This is a genomic window from Achromobacter sp. Marseille-Q4954 (assembly GCF_943737025.1).
Taxonomy (GTDB): domain Bacteria; phylum Pseudomonadota; class Gammaproteobacteria; order Burkholderiales; family Burkholderiaceae_B; genus Achromobacter; species Achromobacter bronchisepticus_A.
This window is the reverse complement of the sequence record NZ_CALSFQ010000004.1, coordinates 33,069-52,086: the sequence shown is the minus strand read 5'-3', so window position 1 is coordinate 52,086 and position 19,018 is coordinate 33,069. Positions and strand designations below refer to the sequence as shown.

Annotated in this window: 15 protein-coding genes; 7 read left to right on the top strand and 8 right to left on the bottom strand. The window is 68.1% G+C overall.

Features of this window, described 5'->3' with window-relative positions:
* Positions 1 to 48: 48 nt before the first annotated feature.
* From NGK62_RS28495 to NGK62_RS28485, 3 genes are all read right to left on the bottom strand, one after another.
* Positions 49 to 2,445, bottom strand: a complete 2,397-nt coding sequence (locus tag NGK62_RS28495) for a TonB-dependent siderophore receptor (RefSeq protein ID WP_251881499.1) — start codon at positions 2,443 to 2,445, stop codon at positions 49 to 51.
* 101 nt (positions 2,446 to 2,546) lie between these two features.
* Complete coding sequence (locus tag NGK62_RS28490; protein WP_251881497.1) at positions 2,547 to 3,509, bottom strand: FecR domain-containing protein; 963 nt, start codon at positions 3,507 to 3,509, stop codon at positions 2,547 to 2,549.
* The gene (locus tag NGK62_RS28485) at positions 3,506 to 4,012 is read right to left on the bottom strand and encodes a sigma-70 family RNA polymerase sigma factor (RefSeq protein ID WP_118932102.1); all 507 of its coding nucleotides are present in this window, start codon (positions 4,010 to 4,012) and stop codon (positions 3,506 to 3,508) included. Before NGK62_RS28485 ends, NGK62_RS28490 begins: the two co-directional genes overlap by 4 nt.
* 170 nt (positions 4,013 to 4,182) lie before the next feature.
* Here NGK62_RS28485 and NGK62_RS28480 point away from each other — a divergent pair, with 170 nt between their 5' ends.
* The 5 genes from NGK62_RS28480 (at position 4,183) to NGK62_RS28460 (ending at position 10,653) form a co-directional block, all read left to right on the top strand.
* The gene (locus NGK62_RS28480) at positions 4,183 to 5,808 is read left to right on the top strand and encodes a methyl-accepting chemotaxis protein (RefSeq protein ID WP_118932103.1); all 1,626 of its coding nucleotides are present in this window, start codon (positions 4,183 to 4,185) and stop codon (positions 5,806 to 5,808) included.
* 224 nt (positions 5,809 to 6,032) lie between these two features.
* Positions 6,033 to 7,505, top strand: a complete 1,473-nt coding sequence (locus NGK62_RS28475; RefSeq protein ID WP_118932104.1) for a M20 family metallopeptidase — start codon at positions 6,033 to 6,035, stop codon at positions 7,503 to 7,505.
* A 69-nt stretch (positions 7,506 to 7,574) separates the two neighbouring features.
* Positions 7,575 to 8,132 (top strand): DUF1415 domain-containing protein, encoded by a 558-nt coding sequence (locus NGK62_RS28470; RefSeq protein WP_059373378.1) that lies wholly within the window; start codon positions 7,575 to 7,577, stop codon positions 8,130 to 8,132.
* Between the two features lie 226 nt (positions 8,133 to 8,358).
* The gene (locus NGK62_RS28465) at positions 8,359 to 9,345 is read left to right on the top strand and encodes a Bug family tripartite tricarboxylate transporter substrate binding protein (protein ID WP_251881495.1); all 987 of its coding nucleotides are present in this window, start codon (positions 8,359 to 8,361) and stop codon (positions 9,343 to 9,345) included.
* A gap of 9 nt (positions 9,346 to 9,354) precedes the next feature.
* On the top strand, positions 9,355 to 10,653 hold the full coding sequence (locus tag NGK62_RS28460) for an alpha/beta fold hydrolase (protein WP_251881493.1): 1,299 nt from the start codon (positions 9,355 to 9,357) through the stop codon (positions 10,651 to 10,653).
* A 37-nt stretch (positions 10,654 to 10,690) separates the two neighbouring features.
* Here the strand turns inward: NGK62_RS28460 and NGK62_RS28455 are convergent, their stop codons facing one another.
* Genes NGK62_RS28455 through NGK62_RS28445 form a run of 3 tightly spaced genes read right to left on the bottom strand, consistent with a single transcriptional unit; the run spans position 10,691 to position 13,811 of the window.
* Positions 10,691 to 11,662 carry a Bug family tripartite tricarboxylate transporter substrate binding protein gene (locus NGK62_RS28455; protein ID WP_251881490.1) on the bottom strand — a complete coding sequence of 324 codons (972 nt, stop codon included), beginning with the start codon at positions 11,660 to 11,662 and terminating at the stop codon, positions 10,691 to 10,693.
* A 3-nt stretch (positions 11,663 to 11,665) separates the two neighbouring features.
* On the bottom strand, positions 11,666 to 12,118 hold the full coding sequence (locus NGK62_RS28450; protein ID WP_054456254.1) for a cupin domain-containing protein: 453 nt from the start codon (positions 12,116 to 12,118) through the stop codon (positions 11,666 to 11,668).
* Between the two features lie 10 nt (positions 12,119 to 12,128).
* A complete protein-coding gene (locus NGK62_RS28445; protein ID WP_251881488.1) occupies positions 12,129 to 13,811 on the bottom strand; it encodes an alkaline phosphatase family protein in 1,683 nt (560 codons plus the stop codon).
* Positions 13,812 to 13,922: 111 nt separating this feature from the next.
* Between NGK62_RS28445 and NGK62_RS28440 the strand changes: the two genes are divergently transcribed.
* Positions 13,923 to 14,828 carry a LysR substrate-binding domain-containing protein gene (locus tag NGK62_RS28440; protein WP_251881486.1) on the top strand — a complete coding sequence of 302 codons (906 nt, stop codon included), beginning with the start codon at positions 13,923 to 13,925 and terminating at the stop codon, positions 14,826 to 14,828.
* A 159-nt stretch (positions 14,829 to 14,987) separates the two neighbouring features.
* A complete protein-coding gene (locus tag NGK62_RS28435; protein WP_251881484.1) occupies positions 14,988 to 16,571 on the top strand; it encodes an FAD-dependent monooxygenase in 1,584 nt (527 codons plus the stop codon).
* On the opposite strand, the gene NGK62_RS28430 is transcribed toward NGK62_RS28435, so the two are convergent.
* Together NGK62_RS28430 and NGK62_RS28425 are read right to left on the bottom strand one after the other, a co-directional pair.
* Positions 16,532 to 17,569 (bottom strand): Lnb N-terminal periplasmic domain-containing protein, encoded by a 1,038-nt coding sequence (locus NGK62_RS28430; protein WP_251881482.1) that lies wholly within the window; start codon positions 17,567 to 17,569, stop codon positions 16,532 to 16,534. The two genes, NGK62_RS28435 and NGK62_RS28430, sit on opposite strands and share 40 nt — an antisense overlap.
* A gap of 27 nt (positions 17,570 to 17,596) precedes the next feature.
* A complete protein-coding gene (locus NGK62_RS28425) occupies positions 17,597 to 18,994 on the bottom strand; it encodes an HdeD family acid-resistance protein (protein ID WP_059373356.1) in 1,398 nt (465 codons plus the stop codon).
* Positions 18,995 to 19,018: the final 24 nt, after the last annotated feature.

Below are 19,018 nucleotides of genomic sequence, written 5' to 3'. Positions count from 1 at the left end.
CTTGCGCGAAACGCCCCGCTACTTGGCGGGGCGTTTTCATTGTGGCGCTCAGAACTGGTACTTCACCCGGCCGATGACGCTGCGGCGGCTGCCCGGATAGCAATCGCTCAGGTCGGAGCAGGTCGCCAGGTATTCCTTGTCGAACAGATTGGTGGCGTTGACCGACAGCGTCAGGTGCTTGTCCACCGCATAGGACACGCCCGCGTCCACCAGCGTGCGCCCGGCGATTTCCAGCGTGTTGGCGTTGTCGCCGTAGGTCGAGCCCACGTAGCGCAGGCCCGCGCCCAGGCTCAGTCCGGCCAGCGCGCTGTTGCGCACCGTGTAGTTCAGCCAGCCCGACGCGCTGTGCTCGGGCACCAGGGCAGGGCGGTTGCCTTCCGTGCCGTTGTTGGCGCGGGTGATGCGGGCGCGCACATAGGTATAGGAACCGGTGAAGTCCCAGCCGTCGCCCAGGCTGAACTTGCCTTCCAGTTCCACGCCGCGCGATTGCACCTCGCCCGAAGCGACCTGGAATCCGGGGTTTTGCAGGTCATTGGTCAGTACGTTGCTCTTCTTGATGTCGAAGACCGCCAGCGTGTAGAGCGCATTCGACCCGGGCGGCTGGAACTTGATGCCGCCTTCCCATTGGCGTCCGCGCGAGGGCGCGAACGGAGAACTGCCATTGGCCGGCGCCGAGGTTCCGGTATTGGGCAGGAAGGACTGGGCGAAGCTGACGTAGGGCGCGACGCCGTTGGGCATGACGTAGTTCAGGCCGGCGCGGCCGCTGAAGCGGCTGCCGCTTTGATCGGAGTCGTTGTTCAGGATCCGGTTTTCGGTCTTCTGGCTGTACCAGTCGTAGCGGCCGCCCAGGGTCAGCACCCAGCGCTCGTCGAAGCGGACCTGGTCCTGCAGATACAGGCCGGTCTGATGCGTGCGCTCCAGGTAGTTGGCCAGCGGTATGGTCGGCGTGGGCACGTCCACGCCATAGACTGGATCAAAGGGGTTCAGGCTGGGGGCGGGCCCCATGGTGCGCGACACGTCCGCGCTGCTGCGGTTGAAGTCCAGGCCCAGCAGCAGCGTATGGGCGAGCGGGCCGGTGCGCAGGTCGAACTGGGCTTGGTTGTCCAACGCCAGCGCGGTCATGCTTTCGTCGTAGCGGCGGGCAGTGCGGGCGATGCCGGTGGGCGTCAGGCCGGCCAGGAACATGTTGTCCAGGATCGAATCGACCCGCCCGTAGCGCAGGTTCTGCCGCACCTGCAGCGTGTCGTTGAAGCGGTGCTCGAACAGATAGCCGATGCTCTTCTGGTCCTGGTCGTAGCGATTGAAATTGGGATCGCCGTTGCGCAGATTGGTGGGTTTGCCGTTCACCGTGACCGTGCCGATGGTGCCGCCGGACCGGTCGCGCAGGTACTCCGTCAGCAGCGTGAAGCGGGTCGCGGCGGAAGGGGCCCAGGTCAGCGAAGGCGCCAGGAACAGGCGGTCGTCGGAAATGCGGTCGCCGTTGGGGTAGGTGAATTGCGTGTTGGCGTCGCGCGCCACGCCGATGAGGCGGTACATCAGCGTGCCGTCTTCGGTCGCGGGGCCGGTCAGATCGACCGCGGCCTGCTTGCGCTGGAAGCTGCCGTACTCCAGCTCGGCCTCGTAGTGCGGCGTGGCCGAGGGCAGCTTGCTCACGCGGTTGATGACCCCGCCCGCGTCGCCCTGGCCGTACAGCACGGAAGAGGGGCCGCGCAGCACTTCGATGCGATCGAGCGCGTACGGTTCGCTGCGGAACAGGGTGTAGCCGGACGTGGCCTGGCGCAGGCCGTCCTTGTAGTCGCTGGTGGCCTGGGCGTTGAAGCCGCGCAGCATGACCCAATCGAAGCCCTTGGGATCCACGCCATACGTTTCCACCGTCACGCCGGGCACGTAGCGCAGCACTTCGGTCACGCTTTGCGCGTTCTGCGCTTCCATCTGCGCCCGCGTCACCACCGAGATCGACTGCGGGACTTCCAGGATGGGCGTGTCGGTCTTGGTGCCGGCCCGGGTTTCATCGGCCACGTAGCTGTCGGGCGCCACGCTCGAGGCTCGCACGGTCACCGGCTCCAGCGTGGAAACGCCTGCCGCGCCGGGCGGCAGCGGACGCAGCACGTAGCCGCCGCCTTCCAGCCGCGCGGCCAGGCCGCTGCCGGCGAGGATCGCGGCATAGCCCGCGTTCAGGCCATAGGCGCCGTGCAGGCCGGGGCTGCGGCGGCCCGCGGTCAGGGCGCCGTCGATGGTGATGGTCACGCCCGCCTGCTGGGAGTAGGCGTTCAGCACCTGGTCCAATGGGCCGGCGGGAATGTCGTAGCTCCTGGCGGCCCGCTCCTGGGGCGAGGGGGAGCCTGGTCCCGCGGCCATGGCGGCGGGGGGCGCGGCCAGCGCCAGGGCGGTCAGGGCCAGCGCCAGCGTGCTGCGGGCGGGCTTGGGAGTGGAGCGGGCTTGCATGGAGTGGGTTCCTCGTTGCGGACGTGAATGCTGCGGATATGCAGGTATCCCGAACGAGAAATAAAAAGTGCTACGGTTTTCGCGAATTTTTTTGTAGAGGGCTATCTGGGTTCCACCACCACCCAATAAGCCGTGTAGCGCGACACGCGCAGCGGCAGGGCTCTTGCAAGCGAGGCCAGGATCCGGTCCGTGTCGTCCAGGGCGTACACGCCCGACACGATCAGGTCGGCCACGCGCGGGTCGCAGCGGATCACGCCGCGCCGGTGGCGCCCGACCTGGTCCAGGAAGTCCGCCAGGCGCAGCCGTTCGGCCACCAGCTGGCCGCGCAGCCAGGCCGGCGCCTGCTGCAGGGCGTCCGGCATCGGCTCGGCCGCCAGCGGCGTGAACGCGGCGGACTGGCCCGCGTCCAGGCGCAGGGGGCGGCCGCGGGAGGGCTGGACCTCCACCGCGCCTTCGTAGACGCCGACCCGTATCCGGTCGCGCTGCTGCTCCACGGTGAACCGCGTGCCCAGCGCCTGCACATCGCCATAGGCGGTGACGACGAAGAAGGGGCGGCCCGCGGCAGCCGGGCCGTGGCCGGTTTGCACGTAGATCTCGCCGCGCCGCAGGACCAGCCGGCGCGCCTCGGCGGTGTATTCCATGTCCACGGCGCTAGCGCCGTTGAGTATGAGCCGGGTGCCGTCGGCCAGCATGATTTCGCGCCGTTCGCCTGCCGCGCTGCGATAGTCCGCGGCGTAGGGCTGCCAAGGCAGGCGTTGGGCCGCCAGGCCCGCGGCGCCGGCGCCCAGCACCGCCCAGCCCATCAGGCGCAGGGCTTTGCGGCGTCCCGCCTGCCGGCCGGAGCGGGCCAGCGCCTGGGCAGAGGCCTCGGGCGAAACGTCCATCAGCCGCGTGTCGATCCGCTGCACCTGCTGCCAGGCGCGTTCATGGTCCGGATGGGCCGCGCGCCAGCGTTGCCAGGCGGCGCGTTCGTCGGCGCTGGCTTCGCCGGACCACAGGATGACCAGCCATTCCAGTCCTTGCGCCAGTATCGGTTCGGGGATGTCCCCGTGCCGGGCGCTCACAGCGCGGCCAGGCAGGCTTGGGCGGCGCGCAGCATGTGCTTGCGCACCAGCGCCACCGACACGCCCAGGCTTTGCGCGATGTCGGAATAGGTCCGGCCCTCGAAGCGGGACAGGATGAAGACCTGGCGGGCGCGGGCGGGCAGGGCGTCCAGCGCGGCGTCCACCGCCATCAGCGTTTCCAGCGCCAGCGCGCGCGCTTCGGCCGAAGGCATGTGCGCTTCGGGCAGGCTGGCCAAGGCGTCCAGATAGGCGCTTTCCAGGGCGCGGCGGCGGTACAGGTCCACCACCAGACCTTTGGCGATCTGGGTGAGGAAGGCGCGCGCCTGGCCGGCTTCGGGCAGGCGGCCCGAGTTCAGCAGCCGCTCGTACGTGTCGTGCGACAGGTCGGCCGCGTCATGGGCGCAACCCAGCCGCCGCCGCAGCCAGCCCGCCAGCCATCCATGATGGTCGCGGTAGAGCAGGTTCAAGGCATGTTGCGCCGTGGGCTGGGTGGCCGCCGTCACGATGGGTTTCCGTCAGGTCCAAAGATTGCAAATGATAATCGTTGTTAATTGTGTTGGACAAGGGCGACGCCGAGGGAAATGCGTCATGCAATCAAATGAGATGTTTAACTTTTCATTGCAACCTGTCGTAAAGCATAGGTAGCCGCTATACGCAACCCGGAGTGACCCCAATGTTCCAGAATCTCAGTATTCGCGCGGTCTTGACGACCGCTTTAGCCGTTTTCTTCGCGCTTTTCCTGCTAACCGGCATCGCCGTCCACCAGCAGCTGACGTCCAACCGCAATTCCATCGAAGTGCTGCTGGACACCAACCTGGTCCGCGCCAATGCCGTGAACGGCGCCGGCACCGAACTGCTGCGCGCCCGCCTGGTGCTGCTGGCCGCGCAGACCGCGCTGATGGAAGGCAAGAGCCTGGACAACCTGGCCAGCATGCAGCGCCTGGACGGCTATACCAAAAAGGCCGGCGAGCTGATCGACCTGGTGCGCAAGACCCCCGAAACCTCGGCCCAGGGCAAGCCCCTGCTGGACGCGGCCCTGGCGGCCTACGACGTCTATCACCGCGACGCCATCGTGCCCATGATTGCGGCCATCCGCGCCGGCAACGCCCAGGATTCCAATCGCCTCAACCTGGAAAAAGTCACGCCGCTGGGCCTGACCTTTACCGCCGCCATCCAGAAATACGTGGACTATGCCGACGAGGTCGGCCAGCGCGTGGCGCGTGACGCCTCCACCCGCATCAACGGCGCGATCGCCGTCCTGGTCGGCCTGCTGGTCGTGGTGGCCGCGCTGGTGGTGGGCCTGTACGCGGTGTTCGGCCGCGCGGTGTTCCGTCCGCTGCATGAAGCCGGGCGCCTGTTCGACCGCATTGCCGGCGGCGACCTGACCAACCGCATCGAGCAACGCGGCAACAACGAAATCGGCGTGCTCTACGCCGCCGTCAAGCGCATGCAGGACAGCCTGGCGCGCACCGTGTCGGCCGTGCGCCTGGGCGTGGAAGAGATCCACACCGGCGCGCGCGAAATCGCCGCGGGCAACATCGACCTGTCTTCGCGCACCGAACAGCAGGCCGCCTCGCTGGAGGAAACCGCCGCCAGCATGGATGAGCTGTCGTCCACCGTGCGCAACAACGCGGAAAGCTCGCGCAGTGCCTCGGAACTGGCCGTGGCGGCATCCGAAGTGGCCACGCGCGGCGGCCAGGCCGTGGGCGACGTGGTCGGCACCATGCGCGGCATCGCCGACAGCTCCAACCGCATCGCCGACATTGTCGGCGTGATCGACGGCATCGCCTTCCAGACCAACATCCTGGCGCTGAACGCCGCGGTGGAAGCGGCGCGCGCCGGCGAGCAGGGCAAGGGCTTCGCGGTCGTGGCCAGCGAAGTGCGCGCCCTGGCGCAGCGCAGCGCTGCCGCCGCCAAGGAAATCAAGGGCCTGATCGACGACTCCGTGCAGAAGGTATCGATCGGTTCCGACCAGGTTGAAGCCGCCGGCGCCACCATGCAGGAAATTGTGACCTCGGTGCGCCGCGTGACGGACATCATCAACGAGATCTCCAGCGCGTCCGAGGAGCAGTCGCAAGGCATCCAGCAGGTCAACCAGGCCGTGTCGCAGATGGACAGCGTGACGCAGCAGAACGCGGCGCTGGTCGAGCAGGCCGCGGCGTCCGCGGCATCCCTGGAAACCCAGTCGCAGCGCCTGCGCGAAGCGGTGGCCGTGTTCAAGCTGCAGACCGGCCGAGTGATCGACGCCGATGCGCCGGCCGTGGGCCGCAACGGCGAACCGGCTTTGCTCGGCGCCTGAACGCGCCAGCACATGGCGGCCGGCCCGGATGGCTGGCCGTGAACGGGAACAAAGCCCCCAGCGCGTGTGCGACTGGGGGCTTTGTCCATGGGCCGGAGGTGCGGTCCGTGTGGCGGCACCATTTCCCGGCGCCTATGACAATCAGGGACAAAAGATGCCAGCCGCGCCGCACAGGCATAAAATAGCGGATTGCCTACCCCCTCCCGCACACAGGATCCCGCGCCATGAACGCACGCATCCCCGAAGACGCTCTTCCTCCCACCCTGGACCCGAAGGCCTTGCAGGCTTTCGTCGACGAAAAATGGGACAACGAGATCATCCCGGCGCTGACCGACTACATCGCCATCCCGGCCAAGAGCCCGGCTTTCGACGCGGACTGGGAAAAGAACGCTTTCATCGAGCGCGTGGTGCGCGACGCCGCGCAGTGGGTCGAGGCACAGAAGGTCTCGGGCCTGAAGCTGGAAGTGGTGCGCCTGCCGGGCCGCACGCCCGTCATCTTCTTTGACGCGCCCGCCACCCGCAGCGACAACGGCGACACCGTGCTGCTGTACGGCCACCTGGACAAGCAGCCCGAATTCTCAGGCTGGCGCGCCGGCCTCGGCCCCTGGACCCCCAAGCTCGAAGACGGCAAGCTCTACGGCCGCGGCGGCGCCGATGACGGCTATGCCGTGTACGCCTCGCTGACCGCCATCATGGCGCTGGACAAGCAGGGCATTCCGCGCCCGCGCTGCGTGGGCATCGTCGAAACCTGTGAGGAATCCGGCAGCTACGACCTGCTGCCCTACGTCGACGCGCTGCGCGACCGCCTGGGCAACGTGGCCCTGGTGGTGTGCCTGGACTCGGGCGCCGGCAACTACGACCAGCTCTGGATGACGACTTCGCTGCGCGGCATGGTGTCGGGCACGCTGGAAGTGCAGGTGCTGGACGAAGGCGTGCACTCGGGCGACTCCAGCGGCGTGGTGCCGTCCTCGTTCCGCATCCTGCGCCATCTGCTGGACCGCCTGGAAGACAGCGGCACCGGCCGCCTGCTGCCGCAGAGCCTGCATTGCGAGATCCCCGCCGAACGCGTGGAACAAGTGCACGCCACCGCGCGCATCCTGGGCGACGAAGTCTGGCGCCGTTTCCCCTGGAGCTGCGGCGCCGACGGCGGCTTCGTGCTGCCCATGACGACCGAACCCGAACAGGCGCTGCTGAACCGCACCTGGCGTCCGACGCTGTCGGTGACCGGCGCCGAAGGCCTGCCGCCGCTGTCCAGCGCCGGCAACGTGCTGCGTCCGCGCACGGCCTTCAAGCTGTCGCTGCGCCTGCCGCCGTTGATCGACGCCGTGGCCGCCTCGCAAGAAATCAAGGCGCTGCTGGAAGCCGACGCGCCCTATAACGCCAAGGTGATCTTCAAGGCCAACGAAGGCGCCGCCACCGGCTGGAACGCCCCGGCCTCCGCGCCCTGGCTGACCCAGGCGCTGGACGCGGCCTCGCAGCAGTACTACGGCGCGTCCTGCGGCTATATCGGCCAGGGCGGCACCATTCCGCTGATGAGCATCCTGCAGAAGGGCTTCCCCAAGGCCCAGTTCATGGTCTGCGGCGTGTTGGGCCCCAAGTCCAACGCCCACGGCCCCAATGAATTCCTGCACGTGCCCTACGGCAAGAAACTGACCGCAGCCGTGGCCCAGACCATGGCCGCCATGCCGGCCGCGTAAGCGGCGGCGACGCTCTTCAAAGCGCGGGCCGCAACGCCCGCGCTTTTCTTTTTTCCAGGACGGACACCCATGATTTCCACTTCCGACGCCTATGCCAACGTGGTCGCTGAGACCAAGCACTGGCTGAACCAGGCCGTGATCGGCCTGAACCTCTGTCCCTTCGCCAAGGCGGTGCAGGTCAAGGACCAGATCCGCTTTGCCGTCAGCGACGCCACCGACGCCGAAGGCGTACTCACCGACCTGCAGGACGAACTGGCGCTGCTGGCCGAGACCGATCCGGAAAAGATCGACACCACGCTGCTGATCATCCCCGACGCGCTGGACGACTTCATGGACTTCAATGACTTCGAAGACCTGTCCGACCGTCTGCTCAAGCGCATGCGCCTGGTGGGCGAGCTGCAGGTGGCGACCTTCCATCCGCAGTTCCAGTTCGCCGACACGCAGCCGGACGACATCGAGAACTACACCAACCGGTCGCCGTACCCGATCCTGCACCTGTTGCGCGAAGACAGCATCGACCGCGCGGTGGAGTCCTTCCCGGATGCCGCCGAAATCTACGAGAAGAACATCGATACGATGAAGCGGCTGGGGCTGGAAGGCTGGAAGAAGCTGATGACCAAGGCCTGACGCCATCGGATCGCATACCAAATACCGCTGATCGGAATAAAGCGTTCACCGTCTCCTGGTAAGCCTCGGGATATCCCTAGATAGCCCGTCCGCGGTATTGCATACAACATACTGACGCCGTGACAGCTCGCCGTAAGGTGAGCGGCCCGTGCGTCCTTTCCCTACGATTGCTTTGCCCCGCGGCCTCTCCCGGGCGCGGGGGCGTTGTCCTTGCCTGGAGAGTTGTATGCGATTTACCCGCCGCCATGCCCTGGGCGCGCTCGCCGCGCTGCCTCTGATCTCGCGCCCCGCCTGGGCCCAGAACACTTTTCCGACCCGCCCCGTGCGCCTGCTGGTGGGCTTTGCCCCTGGCGGGCTGACCGATATCGCGGCGCGCGCCCTGGCCGAGCGCATGGGCAAGACCTTGAAGCAGAGCGTGGTGGTGGAAAACCGTCCCGGCGGCCAGGCCATCATCGCCACGGTGGCGGTGGCGCGCGCCGAGCCCGATGGCTACACGCTGGGCTTTGCCGGCACCAATGGCATGATCCTGAACCCCTTGCTCTACAACAACCTGCCTTACCAGCCATCGGACTTCAAGCAGCTGGGCTCCATGGGCAAGTCGCCGATGCTGCTGATCGTGCATCCCGAGCTGGGAGTGAAGAACGTGCAGGAATTCATCGCGCTGGCCAAGAAGAAGCCGGGCGACATCACCTGCGCGCACGCCGGCCGCGGCGTGATCAACCACCTGGCGCTGCTGCACTTCCAGTCCAAGACCGGCACCCAGTTCCAGGACGTGCCCTACAAGGGCAGCGGTCCCGCGCTGCTGGACCTGATGGCAGGCACGGTGCAGAGCACTTTCGACTTCCCGACCTCGGCGCTGCCCAACATCAAGTCGGGCAAGTTGCAGGTGTTGGCGGTGACCTCCGACAAGCGTCTCTCCAGCCTGCCGGACGTCCCGACCATGAAGGAGGCTGGCCTGGACGGCTTCGAACTCTATACCCGCATGATGATCTCGGGCCCGGCCGCCATGCCGGCGCCGGTGGTCGCGGCGCTGGAGAACGCCGTGCGCGAAGGCACGCGCGATCCCAGCCTGGTGCAGCAGTTCGCGGACCAGGGCGTGACCGTGGAGTTCACTTCGTCGGCCGACCTGGACAAGGTCATCGCCGACGAGTCCGCCATGTGGGCCAAGGTCATCAAGGCCAACGGCGTGCCCAAGACCGACCTGAAGAGCTAAGGAGCCACCGTGGCAGAACAACCCAGCATCACCGTCAGCCCGGAACGCGCCCTGATCGACGTGGCGCGCGAGATCCGCGTGAGCGGCTTTCCGGCCTATGCCTTCATCACCGTCACGGCCAGCATGACGATGTGCGGCGCGCCATGGCGCTCGCAAGCCGTATTCGTGGCCGGCCACGACGGCAGCCTGGACCTGGCCCGCGATTGCCCCGTGTCCGGCAGCTATGCCGAGCCCGCGGCCATGGGCATCGTCTGGTCCATGGCTTGCGAGGACGTGGCCAGCGTGGTGTTCCCGCCGGACCGGACCGAGCCGCTCGTCATCCGCATCGAAGCCAGCGACGGCCGCCAGTCCGCCGCGGCGACCCTGGTGCAGGAATTCCAGGCCGAAGGCGTCACGCACCGCAGCGTGCGCGAGCAGGTTGGTGGCATGACGCTGTCGGGTGAACTCTATACGCCCGCCGGCCCCGGCCCGCACCCGCTGGTGATCTACATGAACGGCTCGTCCGGCGGCGTCAACGCGCCGCGCGCGGCGCTGTTCGCGTCGCGTGGCTACCAGTGCCTGGCGCTGGCCATCTTCAACTACGAGGGCCGCCCCAAGTACCTGAACGACATGCCGCTGGAGTACTTCGAGCATGTGTTGCGCTGGGCCCGCACGGAGCTTACGCCGCGCGACGGCTTCGTGGCCTTGTCCGGCATCAGCCGCGGGGGCGAGACCTCGCTGCTGGTGGCCTCGCATTACCCGGACTTGGTCAGCGCGGTGGTCGCCTACGTGCCGTCGCCGGTCATGCATGGCGTGGTCAGCGCCGGCGCGCCCGGCACCGGCCGCGACGCGCAGGTCTGGACCAAGGGCGGCGAACCGCTGCCGCATCTGTGGCAGGACAACACCAGCGCCAACTGGGACGCCGCCTACGCGTCCCAGCCGCCGTACCGCCAGACGCACGCCTTCCTCAGCGCCACGCGCGACAGCGCGGCGTTCGAGCGCGCCCGCATTCCGGTCGAGAACTATCCCGGCCCGGTGCTGCTGGTCAGCGCGTCGGACGACGGCTTCTGGCCCAGCACCGCCTACTCGGAAATCGTCATGCGGCGGCGCCAGGAACATGGCTTGCCCACGTTCCACCACGTCTGCATGGGCGCGGGCCATCACGTGCACTATCCCTGCCTGCCCGCGACCCTGATCAGCAAGCCGCACGCCATGTCCGGCCTGCTGCTGGACGCGGGCGGCACGCCCAGCGCCAACGCGGCGGGCAACGAAGGCTCCTATCTGGCGGTGCTGGAGTTCCTGGGCAGGGTGGGGGGCGTGGCGAAGTAGGCGGCCAGGCGGGCGGCCGGGCTAGTCTGCCCGGCCGTCATCCGTTGCGCAGCTTCTGTTCCGACACGAACGCCGACCAGCGCTGCAGCTCGCCGCGTATCAGCCCGGCGAACTCGGCCGGGGTGTTGGCCTGGGCGGCTTCCATGCCCAGGCCGGCAAGCTTTTCGCGCACCTCGGCGTCGGCCAGGATGGTCTGCATGGCGCCGTTCCACTTGGCGATCAGGTCAGGCGGCGTGCCCGCGGGCGCGACGATTCCCTCCCATTCCTTCAGATTGAATGCAGGCACTCCGGCCTCGGCCAGCGTGGGCACGCCGGGCAGGGCGGCCATGCCGCCATCGCGCGTGACGGCGAGGGCGCGCAGCTTGCCGGACTGCGCCAGCGGCACCGCGACGGATGCGGTGGCGAACATGGTCTGCACGTAGCCGCCCATCAGCGCCTGCGCCGCTTCCGCCGGCCCCTTGAACGGTACGTGCAGCATGTCTATGCCGGCCGCCTGGCAGAAGGCAGCGCCCAGCAGATGGGCAGGCGAGCCATTGCCGCCGGAACCGTAGCTGAGCTTGCCGGGCTGGCGCTTCGCCTGTTCGACCAGGCCGCGGACGTCGGCGTATTCGCTGCCCGGCGCCACCAGCAGGGCGTTGTACAGCCAGACCAGATTTGCGATCGGCGCGAAGTCGCCATCCGTGCGGTACGACACCTTGCCGAACAGCGCCGGCAGCACGGTATGCGTCAGGAACATGATGCCCACGGTATAGCCGTCGGGCGCGCTGCGCGCGACCGCGTCCAGCCCTATCATGCCGGTCGCGCCGGGCCGGTTCTCGACCACCACCGGCTGGCCCCACAGGCGCTGCAGCCTTTCGCCGATCACGCGCGCCAGCACGTCGGGCGGGCTGGCCGCGGGCAGCGGCACGATGATGCGTACGGGCTTGTCCGGGTACGCGGCGCGGGCGGCCCAGGGCAGGGTACAGGCCAGGGCGCCGGACAGGCCCTTCAGTAGCGTGCGGCGGCGCATGGTTCAGGCCGCGGACGAGACAGGCGGCATGAAGATCACGTCATACTCCGGCGCCACCGCAACGACCTCCGCCGGACTCGACATGTTGTGGATGCGCCGGTAGAGCTCCAGCAGCTTGCCCGCGGGCGCGGCCCAGAACAGCGCGGTGGCGGCGACGCCGGAATTGTTGAAGAAGGCATGCGGCACGCCACGGGGCATGCGCACCAGGTCGCCGGGGCCGGCCGAGGTCTTCTTGCCATCGAGCAGCAGGTCGATGCGGCCGTCCAGCACGAAGATGTACTCGTCCTGATTGGGATGCACGTGCGGCGGCACGAAGCTCTCTTCCGGAAACGTGGCGTGCCAGGAAATGCTGTCCAGGCTGACCTGCTTGGGCACGTACACCTGGCCCAGGATGTTCCAGGAGACGCCGTCCAGGCCGGCCTGGGCGCGGGTGATGTCGGGGGTTTCGAGAATCATGCTGCACTCCTCAGGATTGCGACAGCCGATCCAGCGTCGGCTTCACGAGCGGGTTGGATGATGCGAAACGGGGCTTGAACGTCTGCCTGGCGCGGGCCAGGTCGGCTTCGTCCCAGTAGCCGATCAGGATGCCGCCTTCGGAAATGCGCGGCTGGACTTCAATCGACTCGATGGTGCCGTCGGCCACCGTGGCGCGCTGGCGCGGCTGGCGGGCCCAGCGGAACAGCAGGTCCTCCATGCGCTTGCGCACCGCCTCGTGCGCGGGCGAGGCGCCCAGGTCGACGAATTCGTTCGGGTCTTCCTGCAGGTCGTACAGCATCGGCCGGTAGCCTTCGGCCAGCACGTACTTCCAGCGTTCATCGCGCACCATGCGCAGCCAGGCCTGGCGCGCGGGCGTACCCAGCGCGATGCGCGAATCCTGGAAGGCGTAGTCGTACTCGCAGATGACGTGATCGCGCCAATCCGGCGGCGTCTGGCCGAACAGCAGGGGCCGCAGCGAACGGCCGTCCATGATGTGCGGCACCGGCACGCCGCCGCAGGCCTCAAGGAAGGTGGGCGCCAGGTCTATCGCCTCGACCAGGGCGGCGCAGCGCGTGCCGCGGGCGGCGTCGGCGCGCGGATCCGGGTCATAGACGATCAGCGGCGCGCGGATGACGGGTTCATGGAACAGGTCCTTTTCGCCCATCCAGTGGTCGCCCAGATAGTCGCCGTGATCGGACGTGAACACGATCATGGTGTTGTCGAACAGGCCGCGCGCCTCCATGAAGCGGAACAGCGCGCCGAGCTGGTCGTCGATCTGCTTGATCAGCCCCATGTAGCCGGGCATGACCGCCTCGCGCACGCCAGGCTCGGAGAAGGTCGCCGACACGCGATGCTGCATCATCGCCGCATACACCGGATGCGGGTCGGCGCGTTCGGCCTCCGATCGCACCACCGGCAGCGCGTCCTGCGCGCTGTACATGCCGGCGTAGGGCGCCGGCGCCAGATACGGCCAGTGCGGCTTGATGTAGGACAGGTGCAGGCACCAGGGTTGCTCGCCCGCCTCGGTGATGAAGTCCATCGCGCGGCGCGTGATGTAGGGCGTTTCCGAATGCTCGTCGGGCACGCGCGCGGGCAGGTTGGAATACTTCAGGAACCAGCCCGAGCGCACCCTGCCGTCCGTGTCGACCGCGGAATTGGCCCAGCTTTCCCAGGGGTTGTCGCCGCCATAACCCTGTGCGCGCAGATAGTCGTTGTAGCGCGGGTCCGGATCGTGGCCCGAATAGGGATGGATGCCGTCGTCGCGTTCGTAGGCGTCGAAGCCGCATTCGGCAATGCGGCGGCCAATGACGGAGGCAGGGTCTATGCCCAGCCGCGACATGCCGGCCGTGTCGGCGCGCATGTGGGTCTTGCCCACCAGCACCGAGCGCACGCCCAAGGGCCGCAGATGGTCGCCTATGGTCATCTCGCCGGCCTTCAGCGGCACGAAGTTCCAGCTGGCCCCGTGCGCATGCACGTAGCGCCCGGTGTAGTAGCTCATGCGCGACGGGCCGCAAACGGGCGACTGCACGAACGCCCGGTCGAAGATCACGCCGCGCGCGGCCAGCGCGTCCAGATTCGGGGTCTTCAGCCTGGGATGGCCAAAACAGGAAAGATGGTCGTAGCGCAGCTGGTCGCACATGATGAAGAGAATGTTCTTCACGCCTCGGGTCATGCTAGGCTCCTGTCTCCGATGGGCATGCAGGAATTCTATCGACGGCCTGCGCGCGCATCCCTTGAATTGTTTTGATGTCGATTACCCCAGGTAATCGGCCGGAGAGGCGGTTTGCGACTCCAGCATCTGAACCTGTTGCTCACCCTGGCCCGGACCGGCAGCATGCGCGCCGCCGCGCAGGTGCTGAACGTGTCGCAGCCGGCGTTGACCAAGTCGCTGCGCCAGCTGGAAGAAGAGGTCGGCGCCGAGCTCGTGGTGCGCACGCCCAAGGGCGTGCGGCTGGCGCAGGCAGGCGAGATCCTCGCGGCACGCGCCGCGGTCGTCATGCGCGAAATCGAAAAGGCTCGCGAAGACCTGGCCTGGCACCTGCGCGGCGCCGAAGCCCAGGTGACCTTGGGCGTATCGCCCGCGGCCGCGATCCTGCTGGCGCCGGGCGCGGTGGCGCGCTATGGCGCGCGCTGGCCGCAGGTGCGGCTGCGCGTGCGCGACACGCTGTATCCGCAGGCGCTGGAGCGCATCCGTTCCGGCGAACTGGACATGGCGCTGGGGCCGCTGCCCGAGACGGGCGGCGGCGGCGACCTGGCCGTGCAGCCGCTGTTCGAAAGCCAGTCGGTCATCGTCGCGCGGGCATCGCATCCGCTGGCAGGCGCGCGGCGTCTGGGCGAGCTGGCCGAGGCGGCCTGGGTGCTGACGGGGCCGGCGCAGGGGCCGGGCGATCCCAGGGCGCTGTATGCCGACGAAACGCAGGCGCGCGCGTTGCACCTGCAGCTCGAATGCGAGTCTTTTTCCACGCTGCTGGCGTTGATGCCGCAGCTGGACCTGATCGGCATCATGCCCCAGGGGTTCCTGGACCGCTACGGGCCGACGTTGGGCCTGGTCCGGCTGGCCATCGCCGATCCCTTGCCCAAGACCGTCATCTATGTGACGCACCGCGCCGATGCGCCGCTGACCGTGCCGGCGCGCCGCCTGCTGGACGCGCTGCTGGGCGAGGCCGCGCAGCTGGCTGCCCACCCCTGAGCCGTAACGGATCGGTCCAAAAGGTTGAGGCGCGCCGCAGACGCCATGCCAGCGGCGTAAGCCTCAATATCTTTGACGGTTGGCCATGCGCGGCCTTATTTTTTTGGATTCCTGCCGAGGCGCAATCCACGCCGCCTCGACATTCTCCAAGGCGACATCATGGTGATTGCAACGACAGTCCTGGTGGTGGGCGCCGGTCCGGCGGGCCTGCTCACCGCCGCCGAGCTGCAACGGCGCGGCGTCCAATGCCTGTTGATCGATGCGCACGAGCGGCCGCTGGAATGGGACCGTGCAACCGTGGTCCACCCCCGCTCGCTGGAGATCTTCGACTCGCTGGGCATCGTCGAGCCGCTGCTGGCCGCGGGCGTGAAGCAGCGCGGCGCGCGCATCCATGCCGACGGCAAGGTGCTGGGCGAGATCGACCTGGACCTTTGCGGCAGCCGCTACCCCTACAACATCGGGATTTCGGAAGAGGTCACCGAGTCCATCCTCGCCGACTATCTGGCCAGCCACGGCGGCAGCGTGCAGCGGGCCAGCAAGCTGGTGGACCTGCAGGAACGGCCGGACGGCATGCTGGCCAGGATCGAACGGCCGGACGGCGATATCGAAGTGCTGGCCGAGTGGGTGATAGGCTGCGACGGCCACCACAGCACGGTGCGCGAGCTGGCCGGCATCGAACAGGACGGCCACGACATCAGCCAGCCTTGGGCGGTGTTCGATGCCGCAATCAGCGGCTGGCCCGAGATTTTCGAGGCCAACTACGCCTACCTGGACCGGATCCCGGTGATCCTGACGGCGCTGCCGGGCCAGCGCTGGCGCGTGTACCTGCGGCCCAGCGCCGAAGATTCCGATCTGGTGGCCGATGCCTTGTCCACGTTGCGGCGCTATCTGCCCCAGGCCAATTTCGAAGACGTGGCCCACCCGGCGCGCTTCCGTTGCTACACCAAAGTCGCGCGGCAATTCCGGGCCGGCCGCATCCTGCTGGCTGGGGACGCCGCGCATACCTGCAGCCCGGCCCAGGGCCATGGCATGAATAGCGGCCTGCACGACGCCGTCAACCTGGCCTGGAAGCTTGCGCTGGTCTGTGGCGGGCAGTGTTCGGATTGGCTGCTCGACAGCTACCAGGCCGAGCGCCGGCCGGCCGCGCAGCGCGTGCTGGCATCGGGCGACGAGGCCGAGAGCGCCCAATTGGCCACGAACCCCGACGTGCTGCGCGAGCGCAATGCCGCCATCCGCAAAGCCTTCGAGGACGGCGCCTCGCAGCATCACGAGGCGGTGGCCGAGGCGGAACTGGACATCGACTACCGCGATTCGCCCATCGTCATGGGAGACCGGCACGACCCGGTTTCGCCCGGCCAGCGGCTGCCGGACCAGATCCCGATCCGCCTTGCGGCGGGCGGCGCGGGGATGCTGCACGAACGCACCCACCGCAAGGGCCATACGGTCTTCATCCTGGGCGGCCCGCGGACGTCCGCGGACGCGCTCGCCCAGGTCCGCGCCGCAATCGAGCCGCTATCCGACGGCGCCATCATCGAGGCCGTGGTCGCCTTGACGGCGAACGGGGATATCGGCGGCGTGGACGGTTATCTGGATCTCTCGATGGCCGGCAGGCTGGGCGTGCGGCATATCCTGGTGCTGGCGGTCAGGGCGGACGGCCATGTCGGGCTGCGCTCGGAAGAGCGCCACGCGGAGACCCTGGGGGCTTACGTAGCGCGGCTGCGCATGCCTGCGCCGGCCTCCTGATCGGGGGCGGGCGCCTGCGCCACGCCCGGCACGCCGCGCCGGATGTTGCGCGAGAATTCGGCCGCATCCACGGTGGCGCGGGCGCGTTGCGTGTAATGGCCCGCCTGCCGGTAGGCCTGCGGACTGTCCGCGCCTGCGAGGGCGTCCAGGCGGTACAGGTACTCGGGCAGATAACCGGAGAACAGCACGCGGTAGTCGAGCGGCAGCCCCGGCACGATTTGGTCGGCCAACCGGTACACGATGGTGGTGCAGTTGCCCGTCAGCGTGTTGTAGAAGCGCGGCTTGTCCGCCAACCGGGTGGCGGTGTCCACATAGGACAGGAACAGCTTGCGGGCCGCGCCCTCTGGCATGTGCACGCGGTACAGATAGCCTTCCTCGCCGCGCACATTGGTGCGCACGCGCAGGCTGTCTTCCTCGGTCGAGGCCAGCACGGACAGCTCGTACTGGCGGAAGAAGCCGCCGATTTCCGAGAACTCGTCGTGCAGCTTGCGGCGGATCTCCACCGAGAACACCACGTATTGGCCGTCGCTGAAGCCGAACGACACCAGGGCGTGGGCGATGGCGGGCCGGCCCCAATAGGACAGCGCCAGGTCCACCGAGGCGAGGCGCGACAGATCGTAGCGGCGGGTCTCCCAACGCACGTCGTAGTCCGTGCGCGTGCGCCAGTCGAAATTGCGCACGTTGCGCAAGGTGACGATGTCGCCCTCGATGGTGCCTTGCGTCTGGCGCTCCACTTCCGGCATCCACTGACGGTCGTTGGACGGACGCACGCCCAGCCGCCACCAGGCCAACAGCGCCAGCAGCAGAACGCTGAACAGCCAGGCAGGCCGGGACTCTCCGATGGACAGTCCGACCAGCGCGGCGGCCGCGAGCGCGAGCCATGCCGCCGGCAGGACGGCGCGCGCGCGGCCGGGGAACGGAGACTGGAACCAGAGCGCCGCCGCGCCCCAGGCCGCGCCGGCCACGATGGCCACTCCGCCTACGATCTGCGCAATCATGGCGTCTTCATGCGCGTTGCGGGGCCGTCATTGCGCCCCTTGCGAGGATTCGGCCTGCTCCGCGTTGCGGGCCTGCGCCTTGCGGTCCTGCTTGCGCCAGCCCGCGCGCATGCGGGCGATCTGGCGCAGCGCGTCCTGCGACATCTTCCACCAGCCGAACGGGCGCGGGTCGGCCAGCATGCTGAGCGCGCGCGCATAGTCCAGGGTGAGGCCCGGGGTCCAGGCCATGGTCAGCGCGCGCTTGCGGATCTGCGCGGCCACCCACAGTTCAGGCGTCAGCAAGAGGCGCAGCAGCACGCGCCATCCTGCCTTCGGGCCATGCAGGCGTCCCACCACGCCGTCCAGCGCCGCTTCCAGCGCGCTGGACACCGAACTGGAGCAGTTGCGGTGCGTCAGGTTGTAGATCTCGGTCTTGCGGTACTCGTTCCAGAAGGCCTGCAGCTTGGCCGCGTCGTAGTTGCGGATGCGCACTCGCATCGTGGACGGCGTCCAGGCCTTGGATTCGGTGGCGTAGTCGGGCTGGTACACGCCTGGCACGTTGTTCTCGGCCGTGGCGCGCAGCAGAGTGCCGAACTGTTCCGGAGAGTGGTCGATCTCCCGGGCCGGATACAGGCTGATGTACACGCCTTCCGGCGATTCCAGCGCGGCGTGGCCGGTCGACACCACGCCGTTGATGTCGACGGCGGCGATGTAGCGATTGACCACGGGGTAGTTGCGCGTCTCGGTCTTGGCCGAGCCCGACGGCGTCCAGACGTGGACGGTCAGCGCGCGCTCGGATTCCAGCGGGGGACCGTCGAACACCGTCTGTGCGGGCGCGTCGGCGCGCGTCGGCATGAAGTCTGGATGCGGATTGACGTCCAGCGCCGGGTTGGAGTCCAGGTGGCGGACGCGGCGCGCCAGCGACAGCAGCCGCAGCCCTGTAAACGCCAGGAACAGGCCCAGGCAGTATGGCACCGTGCCGACGTAATGGGTCGGGTAGGGCTGGAAAAAGAAAATGGCCAGCAGGATTTCCGCCACGCCCGAGGCGAAGACATAGCGCCAGCGCTCGTAGCGCACCACGTAGGCGGCGGTGCACTGGATCAGGCCGTCCACCAGGAACATGAGGCCGAACAGCATGGATAGCGCGAAATGCCCGTGATGGTGGCCGATCAGGACCAGGCTGCCGGCCGTCAGCACGATGGCGCCCTTGGCATAGCGCAGCACCCGCTGCCCGCCCACCCCGGACTTGGCGATCATCAGCGTGGCCAGGCCTTCGATGACCAGCAGCGCCGCGAAGAAATTCAGCGGGAAATAGACGGCGTTGTCGAGCGCGTCGATGAACAGCGTGACGCCTGTAATGCAAAGCAGGCCGCCGATGATATACAGCCCGCGGGCGCGCTTGCGCAGATAGTCCACGCCCAGCAGCAGCAAAACCAGATTGGCCATTGCGCTTGATCCTCCTCTTCCGTG